The 24,198-nt window shown below is 75.7% G+C and carries 16 protein-coding genes; 11 read left to right on the top strand and 5 right to left on the bottom strand.

The window, feature by feature from the left end:
- Positions 1 to 26: 26 nt before the first annotated feature.
- Positions 27 to 2,159 (top strand): xanthine dehydrogenase family protein molybdopterin-binding subunit, encoded by a 2,133-nt coding sequence (locus tag ACFV9H_RS02265; protein ID WP_385392052.1) that lies wholly within the window; start codon positions 27 to 29, stop codon positions 2,157 to 2,159.
- Here ACFV9H_RS02265 and ACFV9H_RS02260 read toward each other — a convergent pair.
- A complete protein-coding gene (locus tag ACFV9H_RS02260; protein ID WP_385392131.1) occupies positions 2,122 to 2,868 on the bottom strand; it encodes a VOC family protein in 747 nt (248 codons plus the stop codon). The two genes, ACFV9H_RS02265 and ACFV9H_RS02260, sit on opposite strands and share 38 nt — an antisense overlap.
- 241 nt (positions 2,869 to 3,109) lie before the next feature.
- Here ACFV9H_RS02260 and ACFV9H_RS02255 point away from each other — a divergent pair, with 241 nt between their 5' ends.
- Positions 3,110 to 4,123 (top strand): isopenicillin N synthase family dioxygenase, encoded by a 1,014-nt coding sequence (locus ACFV9H_RS02255; RefSeq protein ID WP_385392050.1) that lies wholly within the window; start codon positions 3,110 to 3,112, stop codon positions 4,121 to 4,123.
- Between the two features lie 82 nt (positions 4,124 to 4,205).
- A complete protein-coding gene (locus tag ACFV9H_RS02250; protein WP_385392047.1) occupies positions 4,206 to 5,375 on the top strand; it encodes an alpha/beta hydrolase family protein in 1,170 nt (389 codons plus the stop codon).
- 6 nt (positions 5,376 to 5,381) lie between these two features.
- On the opposite strand, the gene ACFV9H_RS02245 is transcribed toward ACFV9H_RS02250, so the two are convergent.
- On the bottom strand, positions 5,382 to 6,653 hold the full coding sequence (locus ACFV9H_RS02245; RefSeq protein ID WP_385392045.1) for a sulfite oxidase: 1,272 nt from the start codon (positions 6,651 to 6,653) through the stop codon (positions 5,382 to 5,384).
- 150 nt (positions 6,654 to 6,803) lie between these two features.
- Between ACFV9H_RS02245 and ACFV9H_RS02240 the strand changes: the two genes are divergently transcribed.
- From ACFV9H_RS02240 to ACFV9H_RS02230, 3 genes are all read left to right on the top strand, one after another.
- The gene (locus ACFV9H_RS02240) at positions 6,804 to 7,337 is read left to right on the top strand and encodes a GNAT family N-acetyltransferase (protein WP_385392042.1); all 534 of its coding nucleotides are present in this window, start codon (positions 6,804 to 6,806) and stop codon (positions 7,335 to 7,337) included.
- A 182-nt stretch (positions 7,338 to 7,519) separates the two neighbouring features.
- A complete protein-coding gene (locus ACFV9H_RS02235) occupies positions 7,520 to 8,164 on the top strand; it encodes an ankyrin repeat domain-containing protein (RefSeq protein ID WP_385392040.1) in 645 nt (214 codons plus the stop codon).
- Positions 8,161 to 9,288 carry a hypothetical protein gene (locus ACFV9H_RS02230; RefSeq protein WP_385392037.1) on the top strand — a complete coding sequence of 376 codons (1,128 nt, stop codon included), beginning with the start codon at positions 8,161 to 8,163 and terminating at the stop codon, positions 9,286 to 9,288. Before ACFV9H_RS02235 ends, ACFV9H_RS02230 begins: the two co-directional genes overlap by 4 nt.
- 12 nt (positions 9,289 to 9,300) lie before the next feature.
- Here the strand turns inward: ACFV9H_RS02230 and ACFV9H_RS02225 are convergent, their stop codons facing one another.
- Positions 9,301 to 9,582, bottom strand: coding sequence for a hypothetical protein (locus ACFV9H_RS02225; RefSeq protein WP_385392035.1), 282 nt, complete (start codon positions 9,580 to 9,582; stop codon positions 9,301 to 9,303).
- Entirely contained in the window at positions 9,579 to 10,292 is a 714-nt protein-coding gene (locus ACFV9H_RS02220) for an HNH endonuclease family protein (protein ID WP_385392032.1), read from the bottom strand. The genes ACFV9H_RS02225 and ACFV9H_RS02220 overlap by 4 nt, the downstream gene beginning before the upstream one ends.
- Before the next feature lie 205 nt (positions 10,293 to 10,497).
- On the opposite strand from ACFV9H_RS02220, the gene ACFV9H_RS02215 reads away from it, so the two are divergent.
- The 5 genes from ACFV9H_RS02215 to ACFV9H_RS02195 all read left to right on the top strand — a co-directional run bounded on the left by ACFV9H_RS02215 (position 10,498) and on the right by ACFV9H_RS02195 (position 23,678).
- A complete protein-coding gene (locus ACFV9H_RS02215; RefSeq protein WP_385392030.1) occupies positions 10,498 to 11,364 on the top strand; it encodes a DUF4132 domain-containing protein in 867 nt (288 codons plus the stop codon).
- A gap of 44 nt (positions 11,365 to 11,408) precedes the next feature.
- Positions 11,409 to 16,322, top strand: a complete 4,914-nt coding sequence (locus ACFV9H_RS02210; protein ID WP_385392129.1) for a DNA-binding protein — start codon at positions 11,409 to 11,411, stop codon at positions 16,320 to 16,322.
- 77 nt (positions 16,323 to 16,399) lie between these two features.
- Positions 16,400 to 17,551 (top strand): AAA family ATPase, encoded by a 1,152-nt coding sequence (locus tag ACFV9H_RS02205; protein ID WP_385392028.1) that lies wholly within the window; start codon positions 16,400 to 16,402, stop codon positions 17,549 to 17,551.
- The gene (locus ACFV9H_RS02200) at positions 17,548 to 21,807 is read left to right on the top strand and encodes a DUF5682 family protein (protein ID WP_385392026.1); all 4,260 of its coding nucleotides are present in this window, start codon (positions 17,548 to 17,550) and stop codon (positions 21,805 to 21,807) included. Before ACFV9H_RS02205 ends, ACFV9H_RS02200 begins: the two co-directional genes overlap by 4 nt.
- A complete protein-coding gene (locus ACFV9H_RS02195; RefSeq protein WP_385392024.1) occupies positions 21,804 to 23,678 on the top strand; it encodes an SWIM zinc finger family protein in 1,875 nt (624 codons plus the stop codon). The genes ACFV9H_RS02200 and ACFV9H_RS02195 overlap by 4 nt, the downstream gene beginning before the upstream one ends.
- Here the strand turns inward: ACFV9H_RS02195 and ACFV9H_RS02190 are convergent.
- On the bottom strand, positions 23,668 to 24,156 hold the full coding sequence (locus tag ACFV9H_RS02190) for an HAD domain-containing protein (protein WP_385392022.1): 489 nt from the start codon (positions 24,154 to 24,156) through the stop codon (positions 23,668 to 23,670). The genes ACFV9H_RS02195 and ACFV9H_RS02190 overlap by 11 nt on opposite strands.
- Positions 24,157 to 24,198 lie beyond the last annotated feature (42 nt).

Below are 24,198 nucleotides of genomic sequence, written 5' to 3'. Positions count from 1 at the left end.
CGCAGATCCGCAAAGGAGCAACCTCCATGCCCGCGCATCCCGCACTCGGCGCCCCCACCGTCCGTACCGAGGGCCCGGAGAAGGTCACGGGCGCCGCACGCTACGCCGCCGACCACGCCCCGCCCGACCGCGCCTACGCCTGGCCCGTGCCCGCGACGATCCCCCGCGGACGCGTCACCGCGGTCGACCCGGGCGCCGCACTGGACCTCCCCGGCGTCCTCGACGTCCTCACCCCGTACGACGCGCCCCGCCTGGGCCCCTGGGACGACCCCACGCTGCGGGTGCTCCAGGACCCCGCCGTCCCGCACCGCGGCTGGTACGTGGCCCTGGCCGTCGCCGACACCCTGGAAGGCGCCCGCGCCGCCGCCCGGGCGGTACGGATCGACTACGCGACCGAGCCGCACGATTCCGTGCTGTACGAGGACCACCCGGCCGCCCACACCCCCGAAGAGGTCAACGGCGGCTACCCCGCCCACCGCGAGCGGGGCGACCCGGACGGGGCGCTCGCCGCCGCACCCGTACGGATCGACGGCGCCTACTCCGTGCCGCCGCTGCACAACCACCCGATGGAGCCGCACGCCGCCACCGCCGTCTGGGACGCCGGACAGGGCCGGCTGACCGTCCACGACTCCAGCCAGGGCGCGGGCATCGTCCGGATGGCCCTCTCCGCACTCTTCGGCCTGCCCGAGGACCACGTCGAGGTGATCTCGCAACACGTCGGCGGCGGCTTCGGCAGCAAGGGCACCCCGCGCCCCCACGTGGTCCTGGCCGTCATGGCCGCCCTGCGCACCGGCCGCCCCGTCACCCTCGCCCTGCCCCGGCGGCACCTGGCCGCCACGGTCGGGCACCGGGCGCCGAGCTTCCACCGGATCGCGCTGGGCGCCCGCCGCGACGGCACCCTCACGGCCCTCACCCACACGGTGACCAGCCACACCTCCCGGGTACGGGAGTTCGTCGAGCAGTCCGCGGTGGCCGGCCGGATCATGTACGCGGTACCGAACATCCGCACCAGCCACCGGGTCGTCCCCCTGGACGTCCCCACCCCCTCCTGGATGCGCGCCCCCGGCGAAACCCCCGGCATGTACGTCCTGGAATCGGCCATGGACGAACTCGCCGACGCCCTCGGCATGGACCCCGTCGAGCTGCGCATCCGCAACGAGCCGGCCGTCGAACCGGACAGCGGTCGCCCCTTCAGCAGCCGCCACCTCGTCGAATGCCTGCGCGAGGGCGCGGACCGGTTCGGCTGGGCCGCCCTGCGCACCCCGCGCCGTGAAGGGCCGCTGCTGTGCGGAGCGGGCGTCGCCTCCGCGACCTACCCCGTGTGGATCGCCCCGTCCACCGCCCGGGTCACCGCCCGACCGGGCGGCGACCACCTCGTCGAGCTCAACGCCACCGATCTCGGCACCGGCGCCCGTACCGTCCTCACCCAGGTGGCCGCCGACGCCCTCGGGGTCCCGGCCGCCGCCGTCACCATGGCCATCGGTCACACCGGCCTCCCACAGGCCCCGCTCGCCGGCGGCTCCGCCGGAACCGCCTCCTGGGGCTGGGCCGTCCACGAAGCCTGCACGGCCCTCGCCGCCCGCCTGGCCCGCCACCACGGGCCGCTGCCGCCCGAGGGGCTGACCGCGACGGCCGACACCACCGAGGCGGCCAAGGAGAAACCCCCGTACGCCCGCCACTCCTTCGGCGCGCACTTCGCCGAGGTCCGGGTCGACACCGTCACCGGTGAGGTGCGGGTCCACCGACTGCTCGGGGTCTACGCGGCCGGGCGCATCCTCAACCCGACCACCGCGCGCTCGCAGTTCGTCGGAGGCATGGTCATGGGCCTCGGCATGGCCCTCACCGAGCACAGCTCGGTCGACCCGACCTACGGGGACTTCGCCGAGAGCGACCTGGCCGCCTACCACGTGCCCGTGCACGCGGACGTCCCCGACATCGAGGCGCACTGGATCGAGGAGCACGACGAACACCTCGGCCCGCTGGGCGGCAAGGGCATCGGGGAGATCGGCATCGTCGGCGTGGCCGCCGCGATCGGCAACGCCGTCTGCCACGCCACCGGGCACCGGCTGCGCGAACTGCCCCTCACCCCGGACCGGGTCCTGGCGGCCCTCGACCAGGGCCTCAGTCCGTGTCCGCCCCGAGGGACGTGGTCAGGGTGAACAGCGCCCCGTCCGGGTCGCGGAGCGTCACCCACCGCTCCTCGGCGTTCGAGATGATGTCCGAGACGGTGCGCCCGCCGAGCGCGACGGCGGCCTCGATCGCCGGCCGCAGCTTCGGCACCCGGAAGTGGACGTGCCACCGCGGCCGGGTGTGCGAGGAGTACGAGGCCAGCTCCACCGGGCCGCTGTTGAGCCGGGCCACGGGCTCGCCGTCCTGCCGCAGCACCACCTGGTCCTCCTCGTAACTGACCTCGCAGCAGCCGGGGCGCTCGGTGGCCCACTCCAGCACCGCGCCGTAGAACATCGCCGCGTCCAGAGCGTTCCGGGTACGCAGCTCCAGCCAGGCCGGCGCCGGGCCCTTGCCCACCCGCCAGTCCGCAGCCACATCGCCCTCCCAGATCCCGAACACCGCGCCGTCGGGATCGGCCACGAGCGCCCCGCGGCCGCCCGACTCGAACGAGACCGGGCCGACCGCGATCGTGCCGGTGCGCTCCCGGATGCGGTCCACCGCCACGTCGGCGTCGTCGACGGCGAAATACGGGGTCCAGGCCACCGCGACCGCCAGGTCCCCGGCCAGCGCGCCGATGCCCGCCACCGGGACACCGTCCAGCAACGCCACCGAGAAGGCCTCGCCGAGGCGGGCCGGCCGGAACCTCCAGCCCGCGACCGCGCCGTAGAAGTGCTGCGCCGTCTCCAGGTCGCGGGCCATCAGGCTCACCCAGCACGGCGCCCCGAAGACCTCCCGCGTCGAAATCTCCACCGCTCGCTCCGTCCCTCGTGAGCCCCCCGGTCCCATTCTGTTCCTTTTCATGACGATCTACGCGACCGATGGGCCGCTTCGTATACGAGAAGTGGCCGAGAATCACGCTCCGTGGTGATGCCGCTCCGTCGCGGACGGCGCTAGCCTCGGTCCCGGACGCGCGCCCGCACCCTCGGAAGGCAGGTTTCCCATGGTCGGTTCCCAGGTTCCGGTGGTCCCCTCCGTTCCCGTCGTTCCCGTGATCGATCTCGGGCCGTGGCGGTCCGGCGACCCGGGCGCCAGGGCCCGTACGGCCGCCCGCGTCGACGAGGCCCTGCGCGCGGCCGGATTCCTGCTGGTCACCGGGCACGGCGTGGACCCCGCGCTGCCCGCCAGGATCCGGGAGGCGGCGGGGAGGTTCTTCCGGCTCCCGGCCGCCGTGAAACAGCCGTACGCCGTCACGGTCGGCGGCCGGGGCTGGCTCGGGCCCGGCGCCGAGGCCAACAGCTACGCGGAGGGGGAGCCCTCCCCGCCCGACCTCAAGGAGTCCTGGTCCTTCGCGGCCGACGAGCCCACCGGGGACCCCTCCGTGGACGCCGAATGGTTCCGGCCCAACACCTGGCCGGCCGAGGTGCCCTCGCTGCGGCCGCTGGTGGACGAGTACCTGGGCCTGATGCGGGCCCTCTCCGACGAGCTGCTGGAGCTCCTCGCCACCTCCCTCGGACTCGCCGAGGACCACTTCACCCGCCACACCTCACACCCCACCTGGGGGTTCAACCTCAACTGGTACCCCGGCACCGACACCGTCGGCCCGCCGCTGCCGGGCCAGTTCCGCATCGGCGCCCACACCGACTTCGGCACCGTCACGGTCCTCGACCGGCAACTCGGCTCCGGCGGCCTCCAGATCCACACCGACGCAGACGGCTGGCAGGACGCGCCCTACGACCCGGCGGCGCTCACCGTGAACATCGGCGACCTCATGGCCCGCTGGACCGGCGACCGGTGGCGCGCGGGCCGCCACCGGGTACTGCCGCCGCCCGCCGACAGCCCGGCCGAGGAGCTGATCTCCCTGGTCTACTTCTACGAATGCGATCCGCACACCCGCGTGGAATCGCTGCCCGCCCCCATCGGCCGCGTGGCGCACGAACCCGTGGACTCCCACGTGTACCTGCGGGGTCAACTCGACGCGATCAGCGTCACGGAGCCCCATCCGACGTCAGGCTGACGCGGGACCCTCCCCGAGTGGGACGGCGTGATCATCCTTTGAGTTGACGATTCGCCAGGGCGCGCTGCATAGCGTCGGCTCCATGACGCGACGCAGAGCAGTAGCCGCAGCCGCCTTATTCGCCCTCCTCCTTCCCGTTCCGCTCGCAGCGGCCGGCACGGCCGTGGCCGCCGGTTCCCCGGACGCCGCGGCCGAGAGCCGCCGCGGCGCGCCGGAACTCCCGCGCCCCACAGGCCGTTTCGCCGTCGGACAGGACACGCTCCACCTCGTGGACCGCAGCCGCACCGACCCCTGGGCGCAGTCCGGGCCGCGCGAGCTGATGGTCACCATGCGCTACCCGGCGCGGCGCGAAACCGGCAGCACGGCGCGCTACCTCACCGCGGAGGAAGCCCGGCTGCTGCTGGTCGACCGGGGTCTGGACAAGGTGATCCCGGTCGAGTCCCTGACCGGCCTGGTGACCCATTCCCGCGCGGGCGCCCGCCCCGTCGCCGGGAAGTATCCACTGGTCGTCCTCTCCCCGGGCTTCACCGTCCACCGCGCCACCCTCACCGCGCTCGCCGAGGACCTGGCCTCCCGCGGCTATGTGGTCGCCGCCGTGGACCACGCCTACGAGAGCGTGGGGACCGCCTTCCCCGGCGGGCGCGTGCCGGCATGCCTGGCCTGCGAGCAGACCAAGGCGGGGACACCCATGAAGGCGGTCAGCGACAACCGGGCCCGCGACGTGTCCTTCCTCCTGGACCGCCTCACCGGACGCCACCCCGCCTGGCGCCACGCCGGCCTCATCGACGAGAGCCGCATCGCGATGGCCGGGCACTCCATCGGCGGCGCCTCGGCGGCCGCCGCGATGGCGACCGATCCGAGGATCCGCGCCGGGGTCAACATGGACGGCGGACTCGCGACGCCGATCCCCGCGGCCGGGCTCGGCGGGCGCCCCTTCATGCTGATCGGCGCGCAGAACCGCGGCCCGGGGGGCAGCCCGAGCTGGGACCGTGACTGGCCCCTGCTCGACGGCTGGAAGCGCTGGATCACCTTCGTCGGCTCCGGCCACTTCACCTTCTCCGACTTCCCCGCGATCGGCGAACAGCTGGGCCTGCCGATCGATCCCGAGGCACCGCTGCCCGGAGCCCGGTCCGTCGAGCTGACCCGGCGCTACGTCGGCGCCTTCTTCGACCAGCACCTGCGGGGCAGGCCGCAGCCCCTCCTCGACGGACCGGCCGCCGACGCGCCGGAAGTGCGCTTCCACACGCCCTGACCAGGGTCAGACCACCGTCACCGGGTGCCGGACGACCGCGTCGAAGAGGTAGCCCTGCGTGTTGTGGACCGACGTCTCGGGCTGCGTGCGGCCCGTGGCGTCGGTCGCCCGCGCCAGCAACGCCGTCGCACCCGTCGTCCGCGGGGTCCACGGCACCGACCAACGCACCCAGCCGCCCCGGCGCGGGGCGTCGTGCAGCCGCACGCGCTGCCAGCGGCCACCGCCGTCGGTGCTCACCTCCACCCGGGTGACGGGGGCACCACCCGACCAGGAACGGCCGGTCAGCAGCCGCGTCCGGTGAACGGGAACGGTGGCGCCCAGCTCCAGCTCGAAGGCGCTCTTGAGGGTCTGCCGGGTGAGCGGGGCGCTGCCCTGCGCCGGGTGCTCGGGCCCGAACAGGCGGTACATGTCGGTGTTCCACGGCGAGTACAGCGCCTCGGTGCTGACCTCGATGTCCCCGACCCACTTGATCGAGGAGATCCCGACCCACTCCGGTACGACGAGCCGCACCGGGCCCCCGTGGTCGGCCGGCAGCGGCTGCCCGTTCATCTCGTACGCGAGCAGTACGTCGTCCAGCGCCTTCCCGATCGGCAGCGGGCGCCGCACCCGGCCCAGGTTCACCCCGTTCGCCACCACCTCGTCGTCCAGCCCGCGCGGCAGGACGTCGACGGCGGCGGGGCTCACGCCCGCCTGCCGCAGCACGTCCGACAGCCGTGCGCCGCGCCAGCGCGCGACGCCGATCGCGCCCAGGGTCCAGGGGGTGCCGGTGACCGGTTGGCCCTGCTGCGTGGCGTAGAAGCTGCGGCCGTTGCCCGCGCACTCGATGAACAGCGTCCGCTCGACCGCCGGCAGGGCGCGCAGCCGCTCGTACGAGAAGTCCACCGGGCCGCCCGCGAGACCGTCGCCCCACACGTTCAGCCGCCAGGCACTCGCATCGATGCGCGGGGTGGAGGTGTGGTTGCGTACGAAGAACCGGTCGATCGGGGTGAGCGGGCCGGTGCCGCGCAGCGCCGCGAAATTCGTCTCCGCGTTGGTGCCGCGGAGCGTGAACAGCTCGGGCGGTAGCGGTTTGAGGATGCCGGGCGCCGCCGCGGCGCCGGTCTCCGCGGCAGAGGCCGTCCCGGTGGCGCCCAGCCCCAGGGAGCCGGCGGCGGCCCCCACCGCGAACAGCTTGAGCAGGTCACGGCGGTCCACTCCGGCGGACCGGGCGCGGCCGCGCGCCCACTGCCGCAGGCGCGTGCGGTCGTACTGGCTCTCGTCCGACAGGTCGAGGGGCATGCTCGGGCACTCCTTGATCGTGATTTCCGACGGACCGTAGCGGCCCGGGGCGGGCCGCCGGAACCTTCCCGCCGTTCCCGCCACGAACCCGCAACACCCCCGCAATGGCCGATTACCGCCGACCCGCCGAATTTCGGCAGGATGGGGGCCATGACCGAGATCCGCACCCCCCGACTCCTCCTCCGCCGCTGGACCGACGACGACCTCGTCCCCCTGTCGGAGATCAACGCCGACCGGGAGGTGATGCGCTGGATCGGCGACGGCTCCACCCTCGACCTGGACCAGACCGCCGAGGAGATCGAGCGCATGGAGGAGGAGTGGGACGAGGAGGGATTCGGGCTCTTCGCCGTCGAACTCCTCGCCTCGGGCGAGCTGATCGGCGTCGTCGGCCTGTCGGTGCCCGAGTACCTGCCGGAGGTCCTCCCGGACATCGCGATCAGCTGGCGCCTGGGCCGTCAGTACTGGGGCCAGGGCTACGCCTCCGAGGCCGCCCAGGCCACCTTGGAGTTCGCCCTCCAGGACCGTGGACTGGACAGGGTCATCGCCATCAACCGATCGGGCAACGACGATTCCGAGAACGTGATCCGCAAGCTCGGCATGGTGCTGGAGCGCGACACGACCGAGCCCGAACACCACTACCTCCTGCAGATCCACGGCATCGACCTCACCGAGTACGAGGCCTGATCGGGCGGACCGCGCGTCGCCCCGGCCGCATCGGCCGATCGGATGACCCGGGGGTCGTCCGGACCGCTCGCGGGCTCCGGCCTCCGGGCGGACCGGGCCGGGGCTCCGGCCGGGCGAGCATGGACCGGGGGAGCGGGAGGGCGTAACCCGGCCCTCCCCGCCCCGGAGCCGAGAGGGACACCATGAACGCGCACGACAGACTGCTCCTCGACGGCGCCCGGCGCGGCGACCCCGCGGCGGTGAGCGCCGCGCTCGCCGCGGGCGCCGCCGTCGAGGCCCGCGACGACCAGCTGCGGACCCCGCTGCTGCTCGCCGCGCTCGGAGACCACCTCGCCGTGGCCGAGCTGCTGCTCGCCGCCGGGGCCGACCCCAACGCCCCCGACTCGCGCGAGGACAGCCCCTGGCTGGTCACCGGAGTCACCGGCAGCGTCCGGATGATGCGCCTGCTGCTGCCCGCCGGGCCCGACCTGAAGCAGCGCAACCGCTTCGGCGGGATCTCCCTCATCCCGGCCGCCGAGCGCGGGCACACCGCGTACGTGCGCGCCGTGCTGGACGAGACCGCCATCGACGTCGACCACGTCAACCGGCTCGGCTGGACCGCGCTGCTGGAGGCGGTGATCCTCGGCGACGGCGGCCCGCGCCACGAGGAGATCGTCGCCCTGCTGCTCGCGGCGGGCGCCGACCCCGCGCTGGCCGACCGCGACGGGGTGACCCCGTACGAGCACGCCGCCCGCCGGGGCTTCGAGGGCATGGCCCGGATCCTGCGCGCGGCCGAGGAGTCCGCGGCGGCCGAGGCGGCCGCTTCGGAGGGGGAGAGCGACCGGTGAACCCCCGCGCACGGGGCACCCGTACCGCCTTCGCTTCGCTCGCCGCCGCCCTGCTGCTCGGCGCCTGCTCGCAGGGCGGCGCCTCCGGTGGCTCCGCGCCGACGAGCCCGGCGCCGTCCGCGGCCTCCCCGCTGCCGGCCGACGCGCCGACCCCGCAGGGGCTGCTGCTGACCGCCGACTTCGGGTCCGACACGGTCACCTTCGTGGACCCGGAGCGCGGCGCGGTCGCCTCCGTCACCGTGGGCCGGGCCCCGTACGGCCTGGCCGTCGGCGCGGACGGCCGCGCCTGGGTGGCCACGGCCGAGGGCGTCGCGGTCGTCGACACCCGCACCCGTACGCGGGTGGCGAACATCCAGTACCGCACCGACAGCGGCCCCGCGGGCGACGGCGAGTACCGCGGCGGCGGCATGGGCATCGCGCTCTCGCCCGACGGCGCGCACGCCTACGTCGGGGTCAACGTCCCCGGCCGGGCAGGCGTCCTGGAAGTCGTCGACACGGCCACGAGCACGGTCACCGCCGCCGTACCGGTGGGCCGGCGCCCCTTCGACGTGGACGTGTCACCCGACGGCTCCGAGGTCTACGCCACCGGCCACGACTCCTTCGACGTCACCGTCGTCGACACCGGCTCACTGCGGCCGCGGCGCATCGAGGTCGCCCCCTACGGAACCGAGGGCGGGCTCGGCTCCTGGCTCAAGCCGCACTACGCGGCCGTCCGCCCCGCCGACGGGAAGCTCCTGCTCCCCTTCGAGGGCGAGCGGCTCGCGGTGGTGGACCCGCGCACCGGCCGGACCACCATCGAGCCGATGACCGCCGACACCCACCAGCACGGGGTCGCGCTCACTCCCGACGGCCGCCTCCTGGTCGTCGGCACGGGAGCGGTGGAGCCCGGCAAGGGCAAGGGCCCCTCGCTGACGGTCCGTTCCCCGGACGGGTCGGAACGCGTCCACCCGCTGGACGGCCCGCACGAGTCGGTGACGGTCTCCCGCGACGGCCGCACCGCGTACGTCACCGGCGGCTACACCCGCGACGGCTACTGGAACGGCATCACGACGGTCGACCTGACCACCGGCACCACCCACCGTCTCCCGGTGGGCACCCGCCCACTGGGCATCGCCGTCCTCTGAGCGGAGCGCCCTTCAGGCGGGCCCCGTGCCCGGGGCCCGGGCCGCCCCGCCCGTGCGGATCGCGGCGAGGGCGGCGGCGTGCAAGGAGGCCGGGGCGCCGTGGTGGGGGAGCGGGCTGCCGGTGAGGGTGTACCACTCCTCGGCGTCCTTGTACTGGACGTCGAAGCGGGCCAGGCCCCCCGGCAGCGCCGTCGTGCGCAGGGTGAGCGGGCCGGTGACGACACCGACCTCGTCGGTCATGGCGCCGCCCGGGCCGGCGGTCACGTCGTCCTGCCAATGGAGCGCGTCCGTCATGAGGCGCAGGTGTCCAGCATGGTGGTGAGCATCTTCTTCTCCGGTTCGGTGACGGTCAGCCCGTACGTGGACTTCACGGTGGTCCAGGCCCTGCCGTACCGGCACCAGCTCGACTTCTCCGGCGGCTGCCACAGGTCCGGGCTCTGGTCGCCCTTCGAGCGGTTCGAAGCCGCGGTCACGGCCAGCAGCTGAGGGTTGGTCAGGTCGTTGGCGAAGGCCTTGCGCTTGGCGGAGTCCCAGCCGGCCGCGCCGGAGCGCCAGCCCTCGGCGAGCGGGACCATGTGGTCGATGTCCATCTTCGCGGCGTCGGTGACGACCACCCCGTCGTACAGGCTCTTCCAGGTGCCGGAGACCGCCCGGCATTCGGCGTCCCGCGTGACGCCGGTGCCGTCGCGCTCCAGGATGACCTCGCGGGTGTCGCACCTATTCCCCTGCTGGGTCCAGTGCGTGAACTTGTCCCGGCTGTAGCCGGCCATCGTGCCCGCCGGCGCCACCTTCAGCGCCGCCAACTGCGTCCGGGCCACGGCCGCGTCGACCATTCCGGGCAGTACGTCCCCGCCGGCGGGTTTGGCGTCGGCCGGGGGCGGCGCCCCCGCCCCGGACGGTTTCGCGTCCGGGACGCCCGGCGCCGTCGGATCGGAACAGCCGGCCACCGCCAGCAGCAGCGCGGCCGCGACCACCGCGCCGCGCACCCGTATATGACGTCCCATAACCCCACCCCGAGCCGGCTCCGCTTCGCAACTGACCCCGGAAGACTACCCAGAACCGGACATAAAACCGGCCATGGACCCTCCGTCCGGCGTTGTCAGTGCCTCTCGCTAGTCTCCCGGCATACCGCAGCTCAGGGGGGTCTTCGTCCCCCCTGCCAGGGCTGCGCGGATCCGTTCGGGACAGGCGAGCAAGGGGCACGGACTGATGGCATGGCAGGCGGCGGGCGAGGGGTACGAGATCGCCCTCGTGGAAGGGCGGGTGGCGGCGCGGTCCACCACCGGCCGAGCGGCGGGACGGCAGTTGAAGTCACTGCCCAAGGCGCTCAAGGAACACCCCGAGGTGGACCGGCTGCGCCGGCTGTCCGAATGGCTCGACCGGCACGCCGCGGCCTGCGTCGCCCAGGTCGACACCTGGATGGTGTCCTCGCTGCCGGTACCGACCGCGCTGCTCGCCCGCGTCTGGCCGGACGAGGCCTGGCAGTCCGCCCTGCGCGACCTGGCCGTCGTCGGTGAGGACCCGGACGAGGTGGGCTTCCTGCGGGACGCCACCGAATCCGGCGAGCTGAAGGTGGTCAACCTCGACGGCGAGACCGTACGGCTCTCCCCGCGCACGGTGACCCTGCCGCACCCGGTGCTGCTGCCCGACCTGGACGACGTACGGGAGTTCGCCGCCGAACTCGGCATCGTGCAGCGGGTCGAGCAGATCCACCGGGCAACCTGGCACAAGCCCGCCGAGCTCGCCGCCACCGCCACCGAGGTCCGCGACTACGCGGGCGGGGTCTTCCCCACCCGCTTCAGCCTCGCCGCCCGGGCCACCGGCCTCGGCTACCGGGTCTCCGGCGGCTACGCCGGCTGCAAGGTCCGGGACTCGGGTGCCGTGACGGAGGCGGCGGTGTGGATCGGCGAGCCCTACTACGAGGACGAGACCACCACCGGCGCGCTGAGCTGGCACGACGAGAACGGGCGGGCGGTGCGTCTGTCGGAGGTCGGACCGGTGGCCTGGTCCGAAGGCATGCGGATGGCCGCGGCGCTGTACGCCGGGCGCAAGATCGAGGAGGGCGCGGGAGCATGAGCACGGACCTGAAGGACACGAAGGACATCAGCGGCATGAACGGCATGAACGACTCGGGCGAGGCCGAACTGCTGCTCAAGGCGGGGGCGGTGCTCCCGCACGGCACCCCCGGCGCCGGACCCACCGCCGTCGACCTGACCGCACGCTCCTACCGACACCCCGCCCTCGGCGACGACCGCGTGGTCGTCCGGCTCGCCCCCGCCGAACTGGGCGCGGCCGAGGACCTCGCCGCCGGGTTCCTGGGACTCGTACCCGACCAGGGCGAGCCGCCGGTCGTCGGCCTGAGCCGCCGGCAGGCGCTCGGCTTCCCCGAGTGGATCCTCGTGCACCACCCCGAGGACGGCCACCACGCCCTCGCCGTCGTCCCCGAGCTCGACCGCATCGCACCCCAGGCCAAGACCAAGCCCAAGGCCGCCCTCGACGCCTGCCACGAACTGGCGGGCCGGCTCGCCGCCTCCGTCCCGCACTTCCTGCCCGTCTTCTACGAGCAGACCGCCCGGATCTTCCTCGCCGTCGAGAACAGCACCTACGCCGCCCAGCTGTTCGGCCGCGCCCGCACCGCCGAGGCGCAGCACGGCCTGAGCGTCGACGAGGACCGGCTCGACTCCGTGTTCCTCGAATTCGCCCTGGCCGGCGCCCTGCCCGTCAAGGTGCTCACCGGCTACGGCAAGGACCTGGCCGCCCGCGTCACCCCCGCCGAGGCCTACGACCGCTTCCGCCGCCTGTGCGTACGCCGCACCGCGGGCGGACTGCCGCCCTCCGCGCAGGCCGCCACCGAGCTGCGTCGACTCGCCCGCGCCGCCGGGCTGAAGGGCACCGGGGCCGAACAGGAGTACCTCGCCGAGCTGCTGCCGCTGCCCGCCACGATGCGCGCCGCGACCGGCTGGTGGAAGGCCCACCGCACCGCGCTCATCGCGCTGGCCCGCCGCGAACCGGCCGTGCGGGGCACCTTCCTCGAGCTGATGCCGCCCGGCAGCGACGGCGACCTGTCCGACCTCTGGCTGGAGATCCTGGAGGAGTCCGGCGCCACCGCCGGGCTCGTCGACGCCGGCCTGCCCGCCGAGCAGCGCTGCGCGGACGGAGCGGTCGGCTGGCTGGAGCGCTACCACGCCGCCCGCCACAGTGGCTGGGGCCCGCGCTCCACCCCGCCCGCCCTCCTCGACCTCGTCGGCCGCGCCGCCGACCGGCTGCGCGCCGAACTCGCCGAGCCCGGCCGCGAAGCCGGCCTGCACATCGGCGTCCAGGACGCCGATCTGCTCGACCTGGTCCTCTCCCTCGGCATCGCGGTCGCCGACCCCGAAGAGAACTCCCGCCCGCACTACCGCCACAACCAGCTGAACGTGGCCGACTGGGCACGCGCCGACCAGCGCCGCGACCTGCTCGCCCTCGCCGCCGACCAGCGGTTCCGACCCGCGTTCCGCCGCGCCGTGAACTCCTTCGGAGACGCCGGCTCCGGCGCCGACGTCATGCGCCGCCTCGCCGCCTCGCCCGGCGGCCGCCCCATGCTCACCGAATGGATGCGGGAAGTCGCCCGCAACTCCAAGGCCGCGGGCCTGCCCGGGCTGCCCGACGCCATCAGCCGGCTGACCTGGCTGCCCGCCGAGGCCCTCGAACTCGCCCCGGACGAGGTCGCCGACGCGGCCGCCGCCGACCTCGGCGAAACCCTCGCCCGCACCCTGCGCGGGGGCCTCTTCGAGGAGTTCGTCTGGCCCGCGTTCGAGGAGGCGCTGGTCGAACTCGCCGACCGGAAGGCGCTGCACCGGAGCAACCTGACCGTCGTCGAGTCCTGGCCCCACCTCATCGTCGCCAACAGCATCCAGGTCCGCGTCATCGACGCCGACTCCACCGTCCTCACCCACGACCTGCGCGTGCCCACCGGCGGCTCGTACCGGTACGGGTTCCACTACGTCGACGGCGCGCTGCTCGTCTTCTGGTCCACCTGGGGCAGCGAGGTCCAGGGCTACTGGCACACCGACCCGCAGAACGTCCTCACCCTGAAGACCGACCGCGCCCACTGGTCGCTGCGCTCCGACGAGATCAGCCTGCCCCTGCCCGGCGGCGGCCGCACCGTCGGAGGCGGCGTCCTGCACGCCGGGGACACCGAACTGCCCGCCGAGCAGGCCGTGCTGTGCGACGGCACCTCGTACTGGGTGTGGCGATCCCGCGAAAAGGACCAGGGCGGCTCCGGCTGGTGCGAGTACAACCCCGCCGACGGCACCCACGGCCGCTTCTCCCATCCGGCCTTCCTCGCCGACACGCCGGCCGCCCACCTCCCGTCCACCGATTTCGCCGCCCGCTCCGCCTGGCTGCGGCCCGCGCCCACCGTCGTGGGCTCGGCCCTCGGGGAGCCCGCCGACGGGCTCCTCGGCTGGTGCGCCGTCCGCGTCAAGGACGAGGGCTGGTTCGGCACCGACACGGCCGGCCGCACCGTCCGCACGCCCGAGGACGGCAACATGCCCGCCGCCGCCCTCGCCTTCCCCGGCGCCGACCGGGCGCGTGCCCTCACGCAGCGTTGGCGGGAACTCTGCATCGTCGACCCCGACGGCGTCGTCACCGCCATGACCCACGGCGACCACCGCAACGAGGGCTTCGCCACCGGCAGCGTCGACCTCCCGCCGCTGCCCTTCTGGTACGCCCTGCGCCCCCGCGACCCCGAGGGCTCCACCGCCCTGCGCGCCGCCGACGGGGACACGGTCGGCGCCCTGCTCGCGGCGGCCGCCGCCACCGAGAAGGCGTCCGACCTGCCCGGCCTGGTCAGCGCCGCCTTCCCGCAGATCACCGCGCCCGAGCTGCTCGGCGGCATCATCGAGGTCCTGCGCTTCGCCCTCACCCAGCAGCAGGCCCTCGACGCGGTCGCGGCCCGGCTCCACCCGGATGCGAGCGCCGCCCGGGAGGACGACACCGGTCCGGCCGACTGCCTGCTCGGCGACGCGCTCAACGGTCTCGTCGGCACGGGGTACTACCGCTGGGGCGGCGACGCCGACGGCGCACACCGGCTGCTGCGTGAACTCGCAGCCGCCCGCGCGCACACCGACGCCCCGGAGGTGCCCGGCCGCCTCCACTGGGACCTGCCCGCCCTGCAGGTCTCCGCGCTCGCGTGGACACCCTGGCTCGACGAGCCCGCCGCCCTCGCCTACCGCGCCGCGGCCGCCGGCTCCACCGACGAGCAGCGGGCCGCCCTCCTCTCCTTGCTCGACGCGGTGGACGCGCTCGGCCTCGACTCGGCCGAGGGCTCCGCCGACCGCTGGCGTCGGGTCCTGCTCCACCTGGACCAGCGCCACCTGCGCACCCCCGACGGCATCGAGCGCGACCGACACCACCGCAGCCTGCTCCCGCTCGGCGGCGGCGCCGTGCTCGCCCTGACCGAGCACAGCCAAGCCGTCCCCGACGGGCACGAGTTCGGCGCACTGCTCCACGACCCCACCGGCCGCTTCACGGTCCCCGGCCCGTACACCGTGCGCGCCGAGGCCCCGCTCGGCGACCGCGACCGCGACGCCGGCTGGCTGCGCGCCTTCCTCGGCGCCGCCGCCGAGCACGGCCCGGCGCCCTTCTTCCCGGAGGCCGCCGAGGAATTCGCCCGCCTCACCGGAGTGTCCGGCACCCTCGCCCGGCTGGTGGTCGCAGGGCTCCCGCACGTCGACGACAGGGAGTACAACTTCCTGCCCCCGGAGCTGCGCACCACCCTCGGCGTGAAGGTCGCCGACGCGGACTACGCCCGGGACGAACTCAGGGAACTCGACGTCGAGGTCCGGCGCGCGGTGGTCGGCGCCTTGCTGCCCGCCGACCCCGCCCGACTCTGGAGCGACGGCCCCGACGTGGCCGCCGCCGCGCAGGTGTGGAACCGGCGCGTGGGACGTCGTACGCCCGTACCCGACTGGCTCGTCACCGAAGCCGCGCGAGCCGTCCTCAGCGGATGGTCCCTGCACCGCGCCCTGCCCGCACTGCTCGACCCCGATACGTCGCCGGAGCTCTCCGTCGACGTGCCCTGGACCGTGAAGGACGACCGCGCCACGCCGTGCGAGCCGGCCGCCGCACCCTTCACCGCGCCCGTGCTGACCGGCGCTCTCTCCCTGATGGCCTGGCTGGCCCACCGGCTGCCCGCGGGCGACCCGCTGCGAGCGGCACTGCCGCCCGCGCTGACCGCCGTACGGCAGCGGCTGGCCGCCCCCGAACTGCTCCTCCTCATCGGGTACTACACCGATCTCGCCGACTTCCGGAAGGCGGCCGGCACCCCGACCGAGACCGTGGAGGGCGCCCACGGCTACGAGCGCTACAGCGCGGTCATCCTGCCCACGCACGACGGGCGGCCCATGCCCGTGCTGCGCCCGGCCCTGCTGGACTCCACCGGCCGCGACCCGTACCTGGCGCTGCTGCGCGGGGCCGACCAGGAACCCAACCTGATCGAGAGGGCCCTGCGACTCGCCCACGATCCGACCTTCGCCGCGCTGCTCGCCGACCCGGGTGCCCCGGCGGCGGCGGGCGCGGCGGACGCCGACGGCACCTGGTGGCCGCAGGACCCGAGCCGTTCCGTGCCGGAGGTCGTGGCCGAGGCCGCCGACGCACACGGCCTCGGCGCCGACGCGGCCGCCCTCTACCTGATGCTGCTCGCCATGCCCGACCCCACCGACCGCAACACCGCCCGCTGGACCGGCTGGAAGCCGGCCCGCCTCAAGGCCGCCCGCGCCGAACTCGCCGCCACCGACCTGGTGGTGCAGGCCGCCCGGAGCAGGGCGGGACGCTCGCTGTTCCTGCCGGGCGGATGGGCGGACATGGCCTCCCCGGTGCTGCCGGTGGAGCAGTGGAAGCTCCCGATGTACGACGGGCGCGTCGTGGGCCCGCTGGTTCCCGGCGAACCGGTGGCGGACCTGTACCGCAGGGCCTGGCAGCGGGTTCGCGAGGGCGACGCACCGCGCTTTGAACAACTCCAGGTCAAGCGCACCCGCGCCCGCCGCCGCTGACTTCGACCCGGTGCGGCGCGCGTCGCCCGCGCGCCGCACCGGACCGGCCACCTTCTTCCCACCTCCCCGAGGACCCGATGACTCTCACCGAACAGCCCGCCCCGCCGGCCCCCGCACGCCAGGTGCTCCCGGCCGAGGAGCGGTACGCCGCCGAACTGGCCTTCCTCGCCGCCCAGGACCCCGGCCCCCGCCCGCCCGGCTGGGCCCTGACCCCGCGCGCCGTCGTCACCTTCGTCTGCGGCAGCGACGGGACCGAGCTCGCCCTGCCCGGCGGCGGCGCCAAGATGGCCATCGCCCCCAAGTTCGTCGGCGAACGCGCCCTGGTCGAACGCTGCGTGGTCACCCTCGCCGGAGACCGCGGCCTGCTGCTCACCGGCGAGCCCGGCACCGCCAAGTCGATGCTGTCCGAGCTGCTGGCCGCCGCCGTCTGCGGCACCAGCGCCCTCACCGTCCAGGGCACGGCCGGCACCACGGAGGACGCCTTCCGTTACGGCTGGAACTACGCGCTGCTGTTGGCCCAGGGGCCGAGCGCCGGAGCCCTGGTCGACTCGCCGGTGCTCTCCGCGATGCGGACCGGGAAGGTGGCCCGCGTCGAGGAGATCACCCGCTGCCTGCCCGAGGTACAGGACGCGCTCGTGTCGATCCTGTCCGACCGGCGGGTCAGCGTGCCCGAACTGACCGCCACCGAGGACGCGATGGTCAGCGCGGCCCCCGGCTTCACGATCATCGCCACCGCCAACCTGCGCGACCGCGGCGTCAGCGAGATGTCCGCCGCCCTCAAGCGGCGCTTCAACTTCGAGACCGTCGACCCCATCGCCGACGCGGACGCCGAGGCCACGCTGATCCGCCGCCAGGCCGTAGCCGCCGTCCAGCGGGCCGGAGCCCCCTTCGCGGTGGACGACGCCGTGCTCGAGGCGCTCGTCACCGTCTTCCGCGACCTGCGGGGCGGGCGCTCCGCCGAGGGCTGGGACGTGGAACGCCCCGGTACGGTCATGTCCACCGCCGAAGCCGTGCAGGTCGCGGCCTCGCTGGGGATCTCCGCGGCGTACCTGCCGGGCGGGGACGTGCTCGACCTGCTGCCCGGGCACCTGCTGGGCGTGGTCCGCAAGGACGACCCCGCCGACCACGGCCGCCTCCTCGGGTACTGGGACGGCCCCGTCCGCCGCCGGGCCGAAGACGGCTCGGCGATGTGGCGCCGCCTCTGGGACCTGCGCGGGAGCCTGCGTTGACGGCCGACCCACGCACCGCCCTGGACGCCCTGGGCTCCTCGCGCACGCCGTACCTGCTGGGCGTACGCCACCACAGCCCGGCGCTGGCGGCGGTGGTCCCGGCGCTGCTGGACGCCTCCGGCGCGGACGTGGTCTGCGTGGAGCTCCCGGCGGACTTCCAGCCGTGGCTGGCCCACCTGGCCGACCCGGAGACGCTGTCCCCGATCGCCCTGGCGGGCACCTCCCGGGACGGCCGCCTCGCGTTCTACCCGTTCGCGGACTTCTCCCCGGAATTGGCGGCCATCCGCTGGGCCGGCGCGCGGGGCGCGACCGTCCTGTGCTGCGACCTCCCCCTCTCGGCCGACCCCGCACCCCCACCGCCGTCGGCGGGACCCCTCCCGAGCCCGGCCCCGACTCCGGGGTCCCCGGCCGCGGTGGTCCCGGGCCCGGCGGTTCCTGGGCCGGCCCCGAGTCCGGGCGCCCCGGCGGCGGTTGTCCCGGACCCGACGGTCCCAGGCCCGGCGCCGACTTTGGGCGCCCCGGGCCGGGCCGTCCCTGGCGATGCCCCGCTTCCGGGTGTCCCGGAAGCGGCTGCCCAGGGCTCGGTGGTCCCGGCCCCTGCCCCGCTTCCGCATGCCGCAGACCTGACCCCGGGCTCGGCCTCCGGCCCGGCCCCGGTGTCGGGCTCGGCCTTCGGCCCGGTATCCGTCCGCGGAACTTCCTTCGCGGACGGGCTCGCCGCCGCCGGGACCGGGCGCGACGGGGAGGACATGTGGGACCGGGCGGTCGAGGTGCTCGCCCCCGGGTGTTCCCCGGAAGCCGTACGCCGCGCCGCGCTCGGCTTCGGATGGGCGCTGCGCGCGGACACCGCCGCCGTCCCGGCGAGGGACCTGGCCCGCGAGTCCCACATGCGCGAGGTGATCGCCGGCGCCCTCGCCGCGGGCCACCGAGTGGCGGCCGTGATCGGCGCGTTCCACGCACCGGCCCTCCTCGGCACCGCCACAGCCCCTGGCGGCGCGCCCGCACACACCGTCCGGGCTCCGCAGACAGCGGCAGAGGAGAGCACCCCGTCCGGCACGGTCCCGGGCGCCCGCCTCGCCCCGGACGGCGCGCCGCCCGCCACAGGGCTCCACCACGGCTCCACTGACGCGGTCACGGCCCATGCCGTGAAAGGCGGGAACTCCGGGTCGGGGCCGACCGGCCAGGACGCCCCCGCCGGCGCGGCAACCGCCCGTACGGGCGCGGGTCACGCGCTCGGCCCCGGGCACGGCGTCGATCCGGTGGCAGGGGCCGACGAGGACGCCGGCGGCCGCCGCGGCCCCGGCGGGAACTCCGGCTCGGGGTCGGGCAGCGGCATGCGTGCTCCCGCTGACGACGCAACGGGCCGTACGGGTGCCGGCCAGGCCCTCGGCGCCGGCGGGGCCGCCGGGTCGGGGTCGGCCGGCGCGGGTGCTTCCGTCGGCGCGGCAAGCGCCCGTGCGGGGCGGGACGTCGCGGAGGTCCGCACCTCGCTCGTGCCCTACTCCTTCGACCTGCTCGACTCGCGCTCCGGGTACCCCGCCGGGATCCGGGATCCGCTCTGGCAGCAGGCCGTCCTGGAGGCCGGCGGCGACCCCGAGTCGGTTCGGGAGGCGGCCTCCCACGCCGTCACCCGGCTCTGCCGGGAGCTGCGTCGCGCCGGGCACACGGCCGGGACCGGCGAGGCCGCCGAGACCCTGCGGCTCGCGTGTGACCTGGCCGTCCTGCGGGGGCTCCCCGCGCCCGGCCGCGGCGAGCTGCTGGAGGCCGTCACCACGGTGCTCGGCCAGGGCGAGCCCCTCGGTCGGGGGCGGGCGCTGGCCCGCGCCCTGGAGGCCGTGTTCGTCGGCACCGCCCGCGGGCGGGTCACCCCGCACGCCCCCCGTTCCGGCCTAGGCCCCGCCGTCGAGGCCGAGCTGGCGGACCTGCGGCTGCCCGGCCCCGACGACCCCGCCTCCCGCGAGCTCCGCCTCGACCCGCTGCGCTCCGCCCTCGACGCCCGCCGCGAGGTGCTGCTGCAGCGGCTCCTCGTCTGCGGCGCCGGGTACGGCGAGCCCGCCCCGGTGGCCGCCACCGGCGACGGCACCGCCCTCGGCACCAAGTGGCGGCTGTCCTGGACGCCTTCCGTCCCGGCCCGGCTCGACCTGGCGGGCTGCCGCGGCGTCACCGCCGCCCAGGCGGCGGCCGGAACGCTCCGCGACACCGCCCGCCGTGCCGCCGCCGACGGCGGGCCGACCCCGGCGCAGATCCTCGCCGGGCTCGACGCCGCCGCCCGGTGCGATCTGCCCGCGCTGGTCGACGTACGCCTGCACGAGGCGGCCACCGCCCTGCCGCAGACAGCCACCCTGCCCGAACTCCTCGACGCCCTCGACCTCCTGGAGGCCCTGCACCGCGGCCACCTCCCCGGCACCTCCGCCGAGTCCCGAGCCACCGCGGCCGCCCTCACCGCAGACCTCCTCGAAGCGGCCGTACGCTCCCTGCCCGGCCTCGCCGGCAGCGAGGACCCCGCCGACGCGGCCGCCCTCGTGGCCCTCGCCGACCGGGCCGCCGCGCACCACCTGGGCCTGCGTACGGACGACGCGCTCGCCGCCCTGGCCGCCTCGGCCTCCCCGCTGATGCAGGGCGCGGCCCTGGCCGTACGGGTCCTCCTCGACCTGGACCCGGCCGCCGAGCTCGGAGCCCGCGCCGCCGGATGGATCGACGGCGCGGCCGGCCCCGACGGCAGGCGGGCCCTGACCCGCCGGCTCGGCGGACTCCTCACCGCCGCCGGGCCACTGCTGCAGGCATCGCCGGCCGCACTCACCCCGCTCCTCGACCGGGTCGAGCACCTTGACGACCGTCTCTTCCTCGACCGCCTGCCCGCCCTGCGCGGCGGTTTCGACACCCTGTCGCCCGCCGCCCGCGACCGGCTCCTGCACACGGTCGCCGAACGCCTCGGTGACCGGATCGACCTCACCCTCGATGCCCCGCCCGCCCTGCTCGCCCTCTGGGCCGCCGCCGACGCGGCCGGACTCGCCGCGGTCGAGTCCCTTCCGTGGCCCAGGGCACAGGCCCCGGAGGTCGCGGACGTCACGGAGGCCCCCGGCGCCGAGCACGAGCCCGCCGAACCCCCGCGCCGACCCACCCCGTCGCCCGACGCCCGACTCGCCCCCGCCGACCGCTGGAGGCTGCTCCTCGGCCGGGAACGCGACCGCCTCCCCGCCGGAGCCCGCCGCTACGCCCACGCCCTGGACGAGCTGTACGGCGCCGGCCGCGGCGAAGGGGCCTCCGAGAACGGCGGAGGCGCGGGCACCGGCGGAGGCCAGGAGGCCTCGTTCCCCACGGCCCGCGAGTGGTCCGAGGAACTGGAGTCGCTGTTCGGCGCCGACGTACGGGAAGAGGTACTCGCCGGGGCCGCCGAAGCGGGCCGGACAGACGTGCTCACCCAGCTCGACCCGGCTACCGTACGGCCCTCCGTGGAACTCCTGAGCTCCGTGCTCTCCCTGGCCGGCGGAATGCCGGAAGCCCAACTCGCCCGCCTGCGCCCCCTGGTCCGGCGACTGGTCGACGAACTCGCCCGGGAACTGGCCACCCGGCTGCGACCGGCCCTCTCCGGCCTCGCCACCCCGCGCCCGACCCGCCGCCCCGGCGGCACCCTCGACCTGGCCCGCACCCTGCGCGCCAACCTCGCGCACACCCGCCGTCGCGACGACGGCAGCGTGGTCGTCGTTCCCGAACGGCCCGTGTTCAGCACCCGGGTGAGCCGCGAAGCCGACTGGCGGCTGATCCTCGTCGTCGACGTGTCCGGCTCGATGGAGGCCTCCGTCGTCTGGTCGGCGCTGACCGCGGCCGTCCTGGGCGGCGTACCGACCCTGTCCACGCACTTCCTCGCCTTTTCCACCCAAGTGGTGGACCTCACCGACCGGGTGGACGACCCGCTCTCGCTGCTCCTGGAGGTCCGCGTCGGCGGCGGCACGCACATCGCCGCCGGACTCGCCCACGCCCGCTCCCTGATCACCGTCCCGAGCCGCACCCTCGTGGTCGTGGTCAGCGACTTCGAGGAGGGCGCCCCGATCGGCGGACTCCTCGGCGAGGTCCGGGCGTTGGCCGCCTCCGGTGCCCACCTGCTGGGCTGCGCCGCGCTCGACGACGCCGGTACGCCCCGCTACAGCGTTCCCGTGGCCCGGCAACTCGTCGCGGCCGGCATGCCGGTGGCCGCCCTCAGCCCCCTCGCCCTCGCCCGCTGGGTGGGCGACCGCCTCCGTGGAGAAGCCAGTTGAGCACCGAACTGCCCGCCGTCGCCCCCGAGGTGCTCGCCGAAGCCGTCGAGAACCTCACCGCACGGCTGCGCAAGAAGCTGGACGCCGCCACCGCGAGCTGCGGCTCGGGCGCGACGCGCGCGGCGGACGGAAGCGTCACCGTCCGCTTCGGCGAGGACGCCCTGGTCACCCTGAAGCCCGGTCCGGACGGCACGGTCGCCGTTGCCGAACAGGCCACGTGCAGCTGCCTGTTGGCTCCCCGCTGCCTGCACCGGGCCGCCGTCCTGGGCGCGGCGCCACTGGCGGAACCGGCTCAGGAGGGCGCGCGGGTGGCGCAGGCGCCGGTCCCCCCGGAAGTTCCGCGGACGCCGCCGGGCGCGCAGGCCCCGGAGGGCTCGCAGACCCCGCACACCTCGCAGGTGCCGCCGAAAACCGCGCCCGCCGAGCCCCCGAAGCCCCTCACCTCGGCCCAGACCGGCGCCGCCGCCGCGCTCTGGCAGGCCGCCGCCGAGGCCCTCGCCGCCGGAGTGACGGCCGGGGGAGCCGTGGTGCAGGCCGAGTTGCTGCGCGCCGCGCACACCGCCCGCCTCGCCGGACTGCCGGGCGCCGAGGCGGCGGTCCTCCGGGTCGTACGCGGCCTGCGCGCCGCCCGCGACCGCCGCGCGGGCCTGCGGCTCGCCGACCTCACCGGCGCCTTCCGCGCACTGCTCCACACCGCCGCGCTGCTGGCCGCCAGCTCCGCCGATCCCGCGCTCACCGGCACCGCCCGCCGCGCGTACGCCGCCGGGGGCAGCCTCCAAGTGCACGGGCTGTGCCGGGAACCCGTACTGTCCGCCACCGGATACGGGGGAGTGGTCACCCACCTGCTGGCCCCGGACGGCGCCCGCTACTCGGTGTCCGACGTGCGCCCCGGCGGGCTGGCCCGCGCCCGCGGAGCGGGGTCCGCCTCCGTGGCCCTCGGCGGCGGCACCCTCGACCATGCCGGTCTGGCCCGCGGCGGCCTGCGCATCGTCGGCGCGACGGTCTCCCCCGAAGGCCGGCTCGGTGCCGGACGCGAGGTCAGGGCGACCCCGCTGCCCGGGACGCCCTGGACCGAGCGGCCCGCCGCCGCGCTCTTCGCCCGACCGGCGGCCGAGGCCGTCGCCGAGCTACTGGACGACCGGGCAGGTCCGGCAGGCCCGTCGGCGACCGAGCCCGCGCTGCTCGGCTGTGCCGTCACGGTCGTCGGGGCGTCGGGCGAGCAGCTCCTGGTCCGCGAGGTGCACGAGCACGCGCCGCTGCTGCGCTTGCTGCCCGCGCACCCCCACCCCGAGCTGCCCCACGCGGAGAACCTGCGGCGCCTCGCCTCGTACCCAGGGCTCGCGATCCGCGTCCTGGGCCGTCCCGACCTGGACCGCGCCGCCACCCTGCGTCCGCTCGCCGTCGGCCCGGTGCCCGGCGCGGAGTACACCTTGCGGCTGCCCGAGGAGTGGCTGGGCCGCGCCGACCTCGGCTACGACCGCCTCCAGGGCAGGCACTTCCCGCCCCGGCCCGCCGCCCCCGAACCGGCCCCCGGGATCGAAGCCCCGGACCTGTCGGCCGATTCCCCGCTCTGGCGGGCGCGCCGACTCGTGGAGACCGGGGTCGCGGGAGGTCGCCGAGCCGTCGCCGAGGCAGCCCGGGCGGACGCGCCCCAGGCGGCGTACGGTCCGCTGCGCCGCGCCGGGCTCACCGCGGCCGCGGAACTGGCCGCCGCGCTCGTCGCCGAGGCGGATCGCCGCCCCCGCGACGCCTTCGGCCGCCTCGCCGACCCCTCGGCCGACGGCTACGCCCGGGCCTGGCTGGCCGCGGCAACCCACCTAGCGGCGGCGGAACGCCGGCTGGTGGCGGCCTCGTGGGCGGCTATCCGGTGAGCAACCACGCGCGCAGCGCGCCGAAGTCCGCGTCGGTGAGGCCCCGGCCCGGGTCGACCCGGTGCAGGAGGGCCCGGCCCGGGTGGTGGGCGGCCACCCAGGCCCGGTCGGCGGCGCCGATCTCGTCGTCGACCCACACGAAGGGGCGCCCGGCGGCGTGCCCGACGAGGGCGGAGGTCTTCCAGTGGATCCTGCCCGGCCCGCCGCGCCCGTCCTCGGCGGACGGCTCCGGCCACTCCACGACGGGCAGCTCCGGCAGGCCGAGCGGGGGCGCGAGGCACTCGTTGGCCTCCTCCATCCAGGTCGTGGCCCACACCAACGAGCAGGGCAGCGCCGCGAGCCGGGGTCCGAGCGCGGGATCGACCCTGGCGAGCAGAGGGTTGGCGTCGTCCCCCTGCGGGTACGGGCCGGCCCCGAACGGGATGAGCGGGCCGTCGACATCGAGGTAGAGGAGCGGACGGGCCGCGGAAACGGTCATGCTCGCACCGTACGCCTCGGAACCGGGGGCGGTGTTTTCCCC

The sequence above is a fragment of the Streptomyces sp. NPDC059874 genome (assembly GCF_042731135.1).
GTDB lineage: Bacteria > Actinomycetota > Actinomycetes > Streptomycetales > Streptomycetaceae > Streptomyces.
This window is presented reverse-complemented; position numbering and strand designations above follow the sequence as displayed.

Coding starts and splice junctions, on each gene's coding strand:
- ACFV9H_RS02265 (WP_385392052.1), top strand. CDS start 27: ATGCCCGCGCATCCCGCACTCGGCGCCCCCACCGTCCGTACCGAGGGC.
- ACFV9H_RS02260 (WP_385392131.1), bottom strand. CDS start 2,868: ATGGCCCGCGACCTGGAGACGGCGCAGCACTTCTACGGCGCGGTCGCG.
- ACFV9H_RS02255 (WP_385392050.1), top strand. CDS start 3,110: ATGGTCGGTTCCCAGGTTCCGGTGGTCCCCTCCGTTCCCGTCGTTCCC.
- ACFV9H_RS02250 (WP_385392047.1), top strand. CDS start 4,206: ATGACGCGACGCAGAGCAGTAGCCGCAGCCGCCTTATTCGCCCTCCTC.
- ACFV9H_RS02245 (WP_385392045.1), bottom strand. CDS start 6,653: ATGCCCCTCGACCTGTCGGACGAGAGCCAGTACGACCGCACGCGCCTG.
- ACFV9H_RS02240 (WP_385392042.1), top strand. CDS start 6,804: ATGACCGAGATCCGCACCCCCCGACTCCTCCTCCGCCGCTGGACCGAC.
- ACFV9H_RS02235 (WP_385392040.1), top strand. CDS start 7,520: ATGAACGCGCACGACAGACTGCTCCTCGACGGCGCCCGGCGCGGCGAC.
- ACFV9H_RS02225 (WP_385392035.1), bottom strand. CDS start 9,582: ATGACGGACGCGCTCCATTGGCAGGACGACGTGACCGCCGGCCCGGGC.
- ACFV9H_RS02220 (WP_385392032.1), bottom strand. CDS start 10,292: ATGGGACGTCATATACGGGTGCGCGGCGCGGTGGTCGCGGCCGCGCTG.
- ACFV9H_RS02215 (WP_385392030.1), top strand. CDS start 10,498: ATGGCATGGCAGGCGGCGGGCGAGGGGTACGAGATCGCCCTCGTGGAA.
- ACFV9H_RS02210 (WP_385392129.1), top strand. CDS start 11,409: ATGAACGACTCGGGCGAGGCCGAACTGCTGCTCAAGGCGGGGGCGGTG.
- ACFV9H_RS02205 (WP_385392028.1), top strand. CDS start 16,400: ATGACTCTCACCGAACAGCCCGCCCCGCCGGCCCCCGCACGCCAGGTG.
- ACFV9H_RS02190 (WP_385392022.1), bottom strand. CDS start 24,156: ATGACCGTTTCCGCGGCCCGTCCGCTCCTCTACCTCGATGTCGACGGC.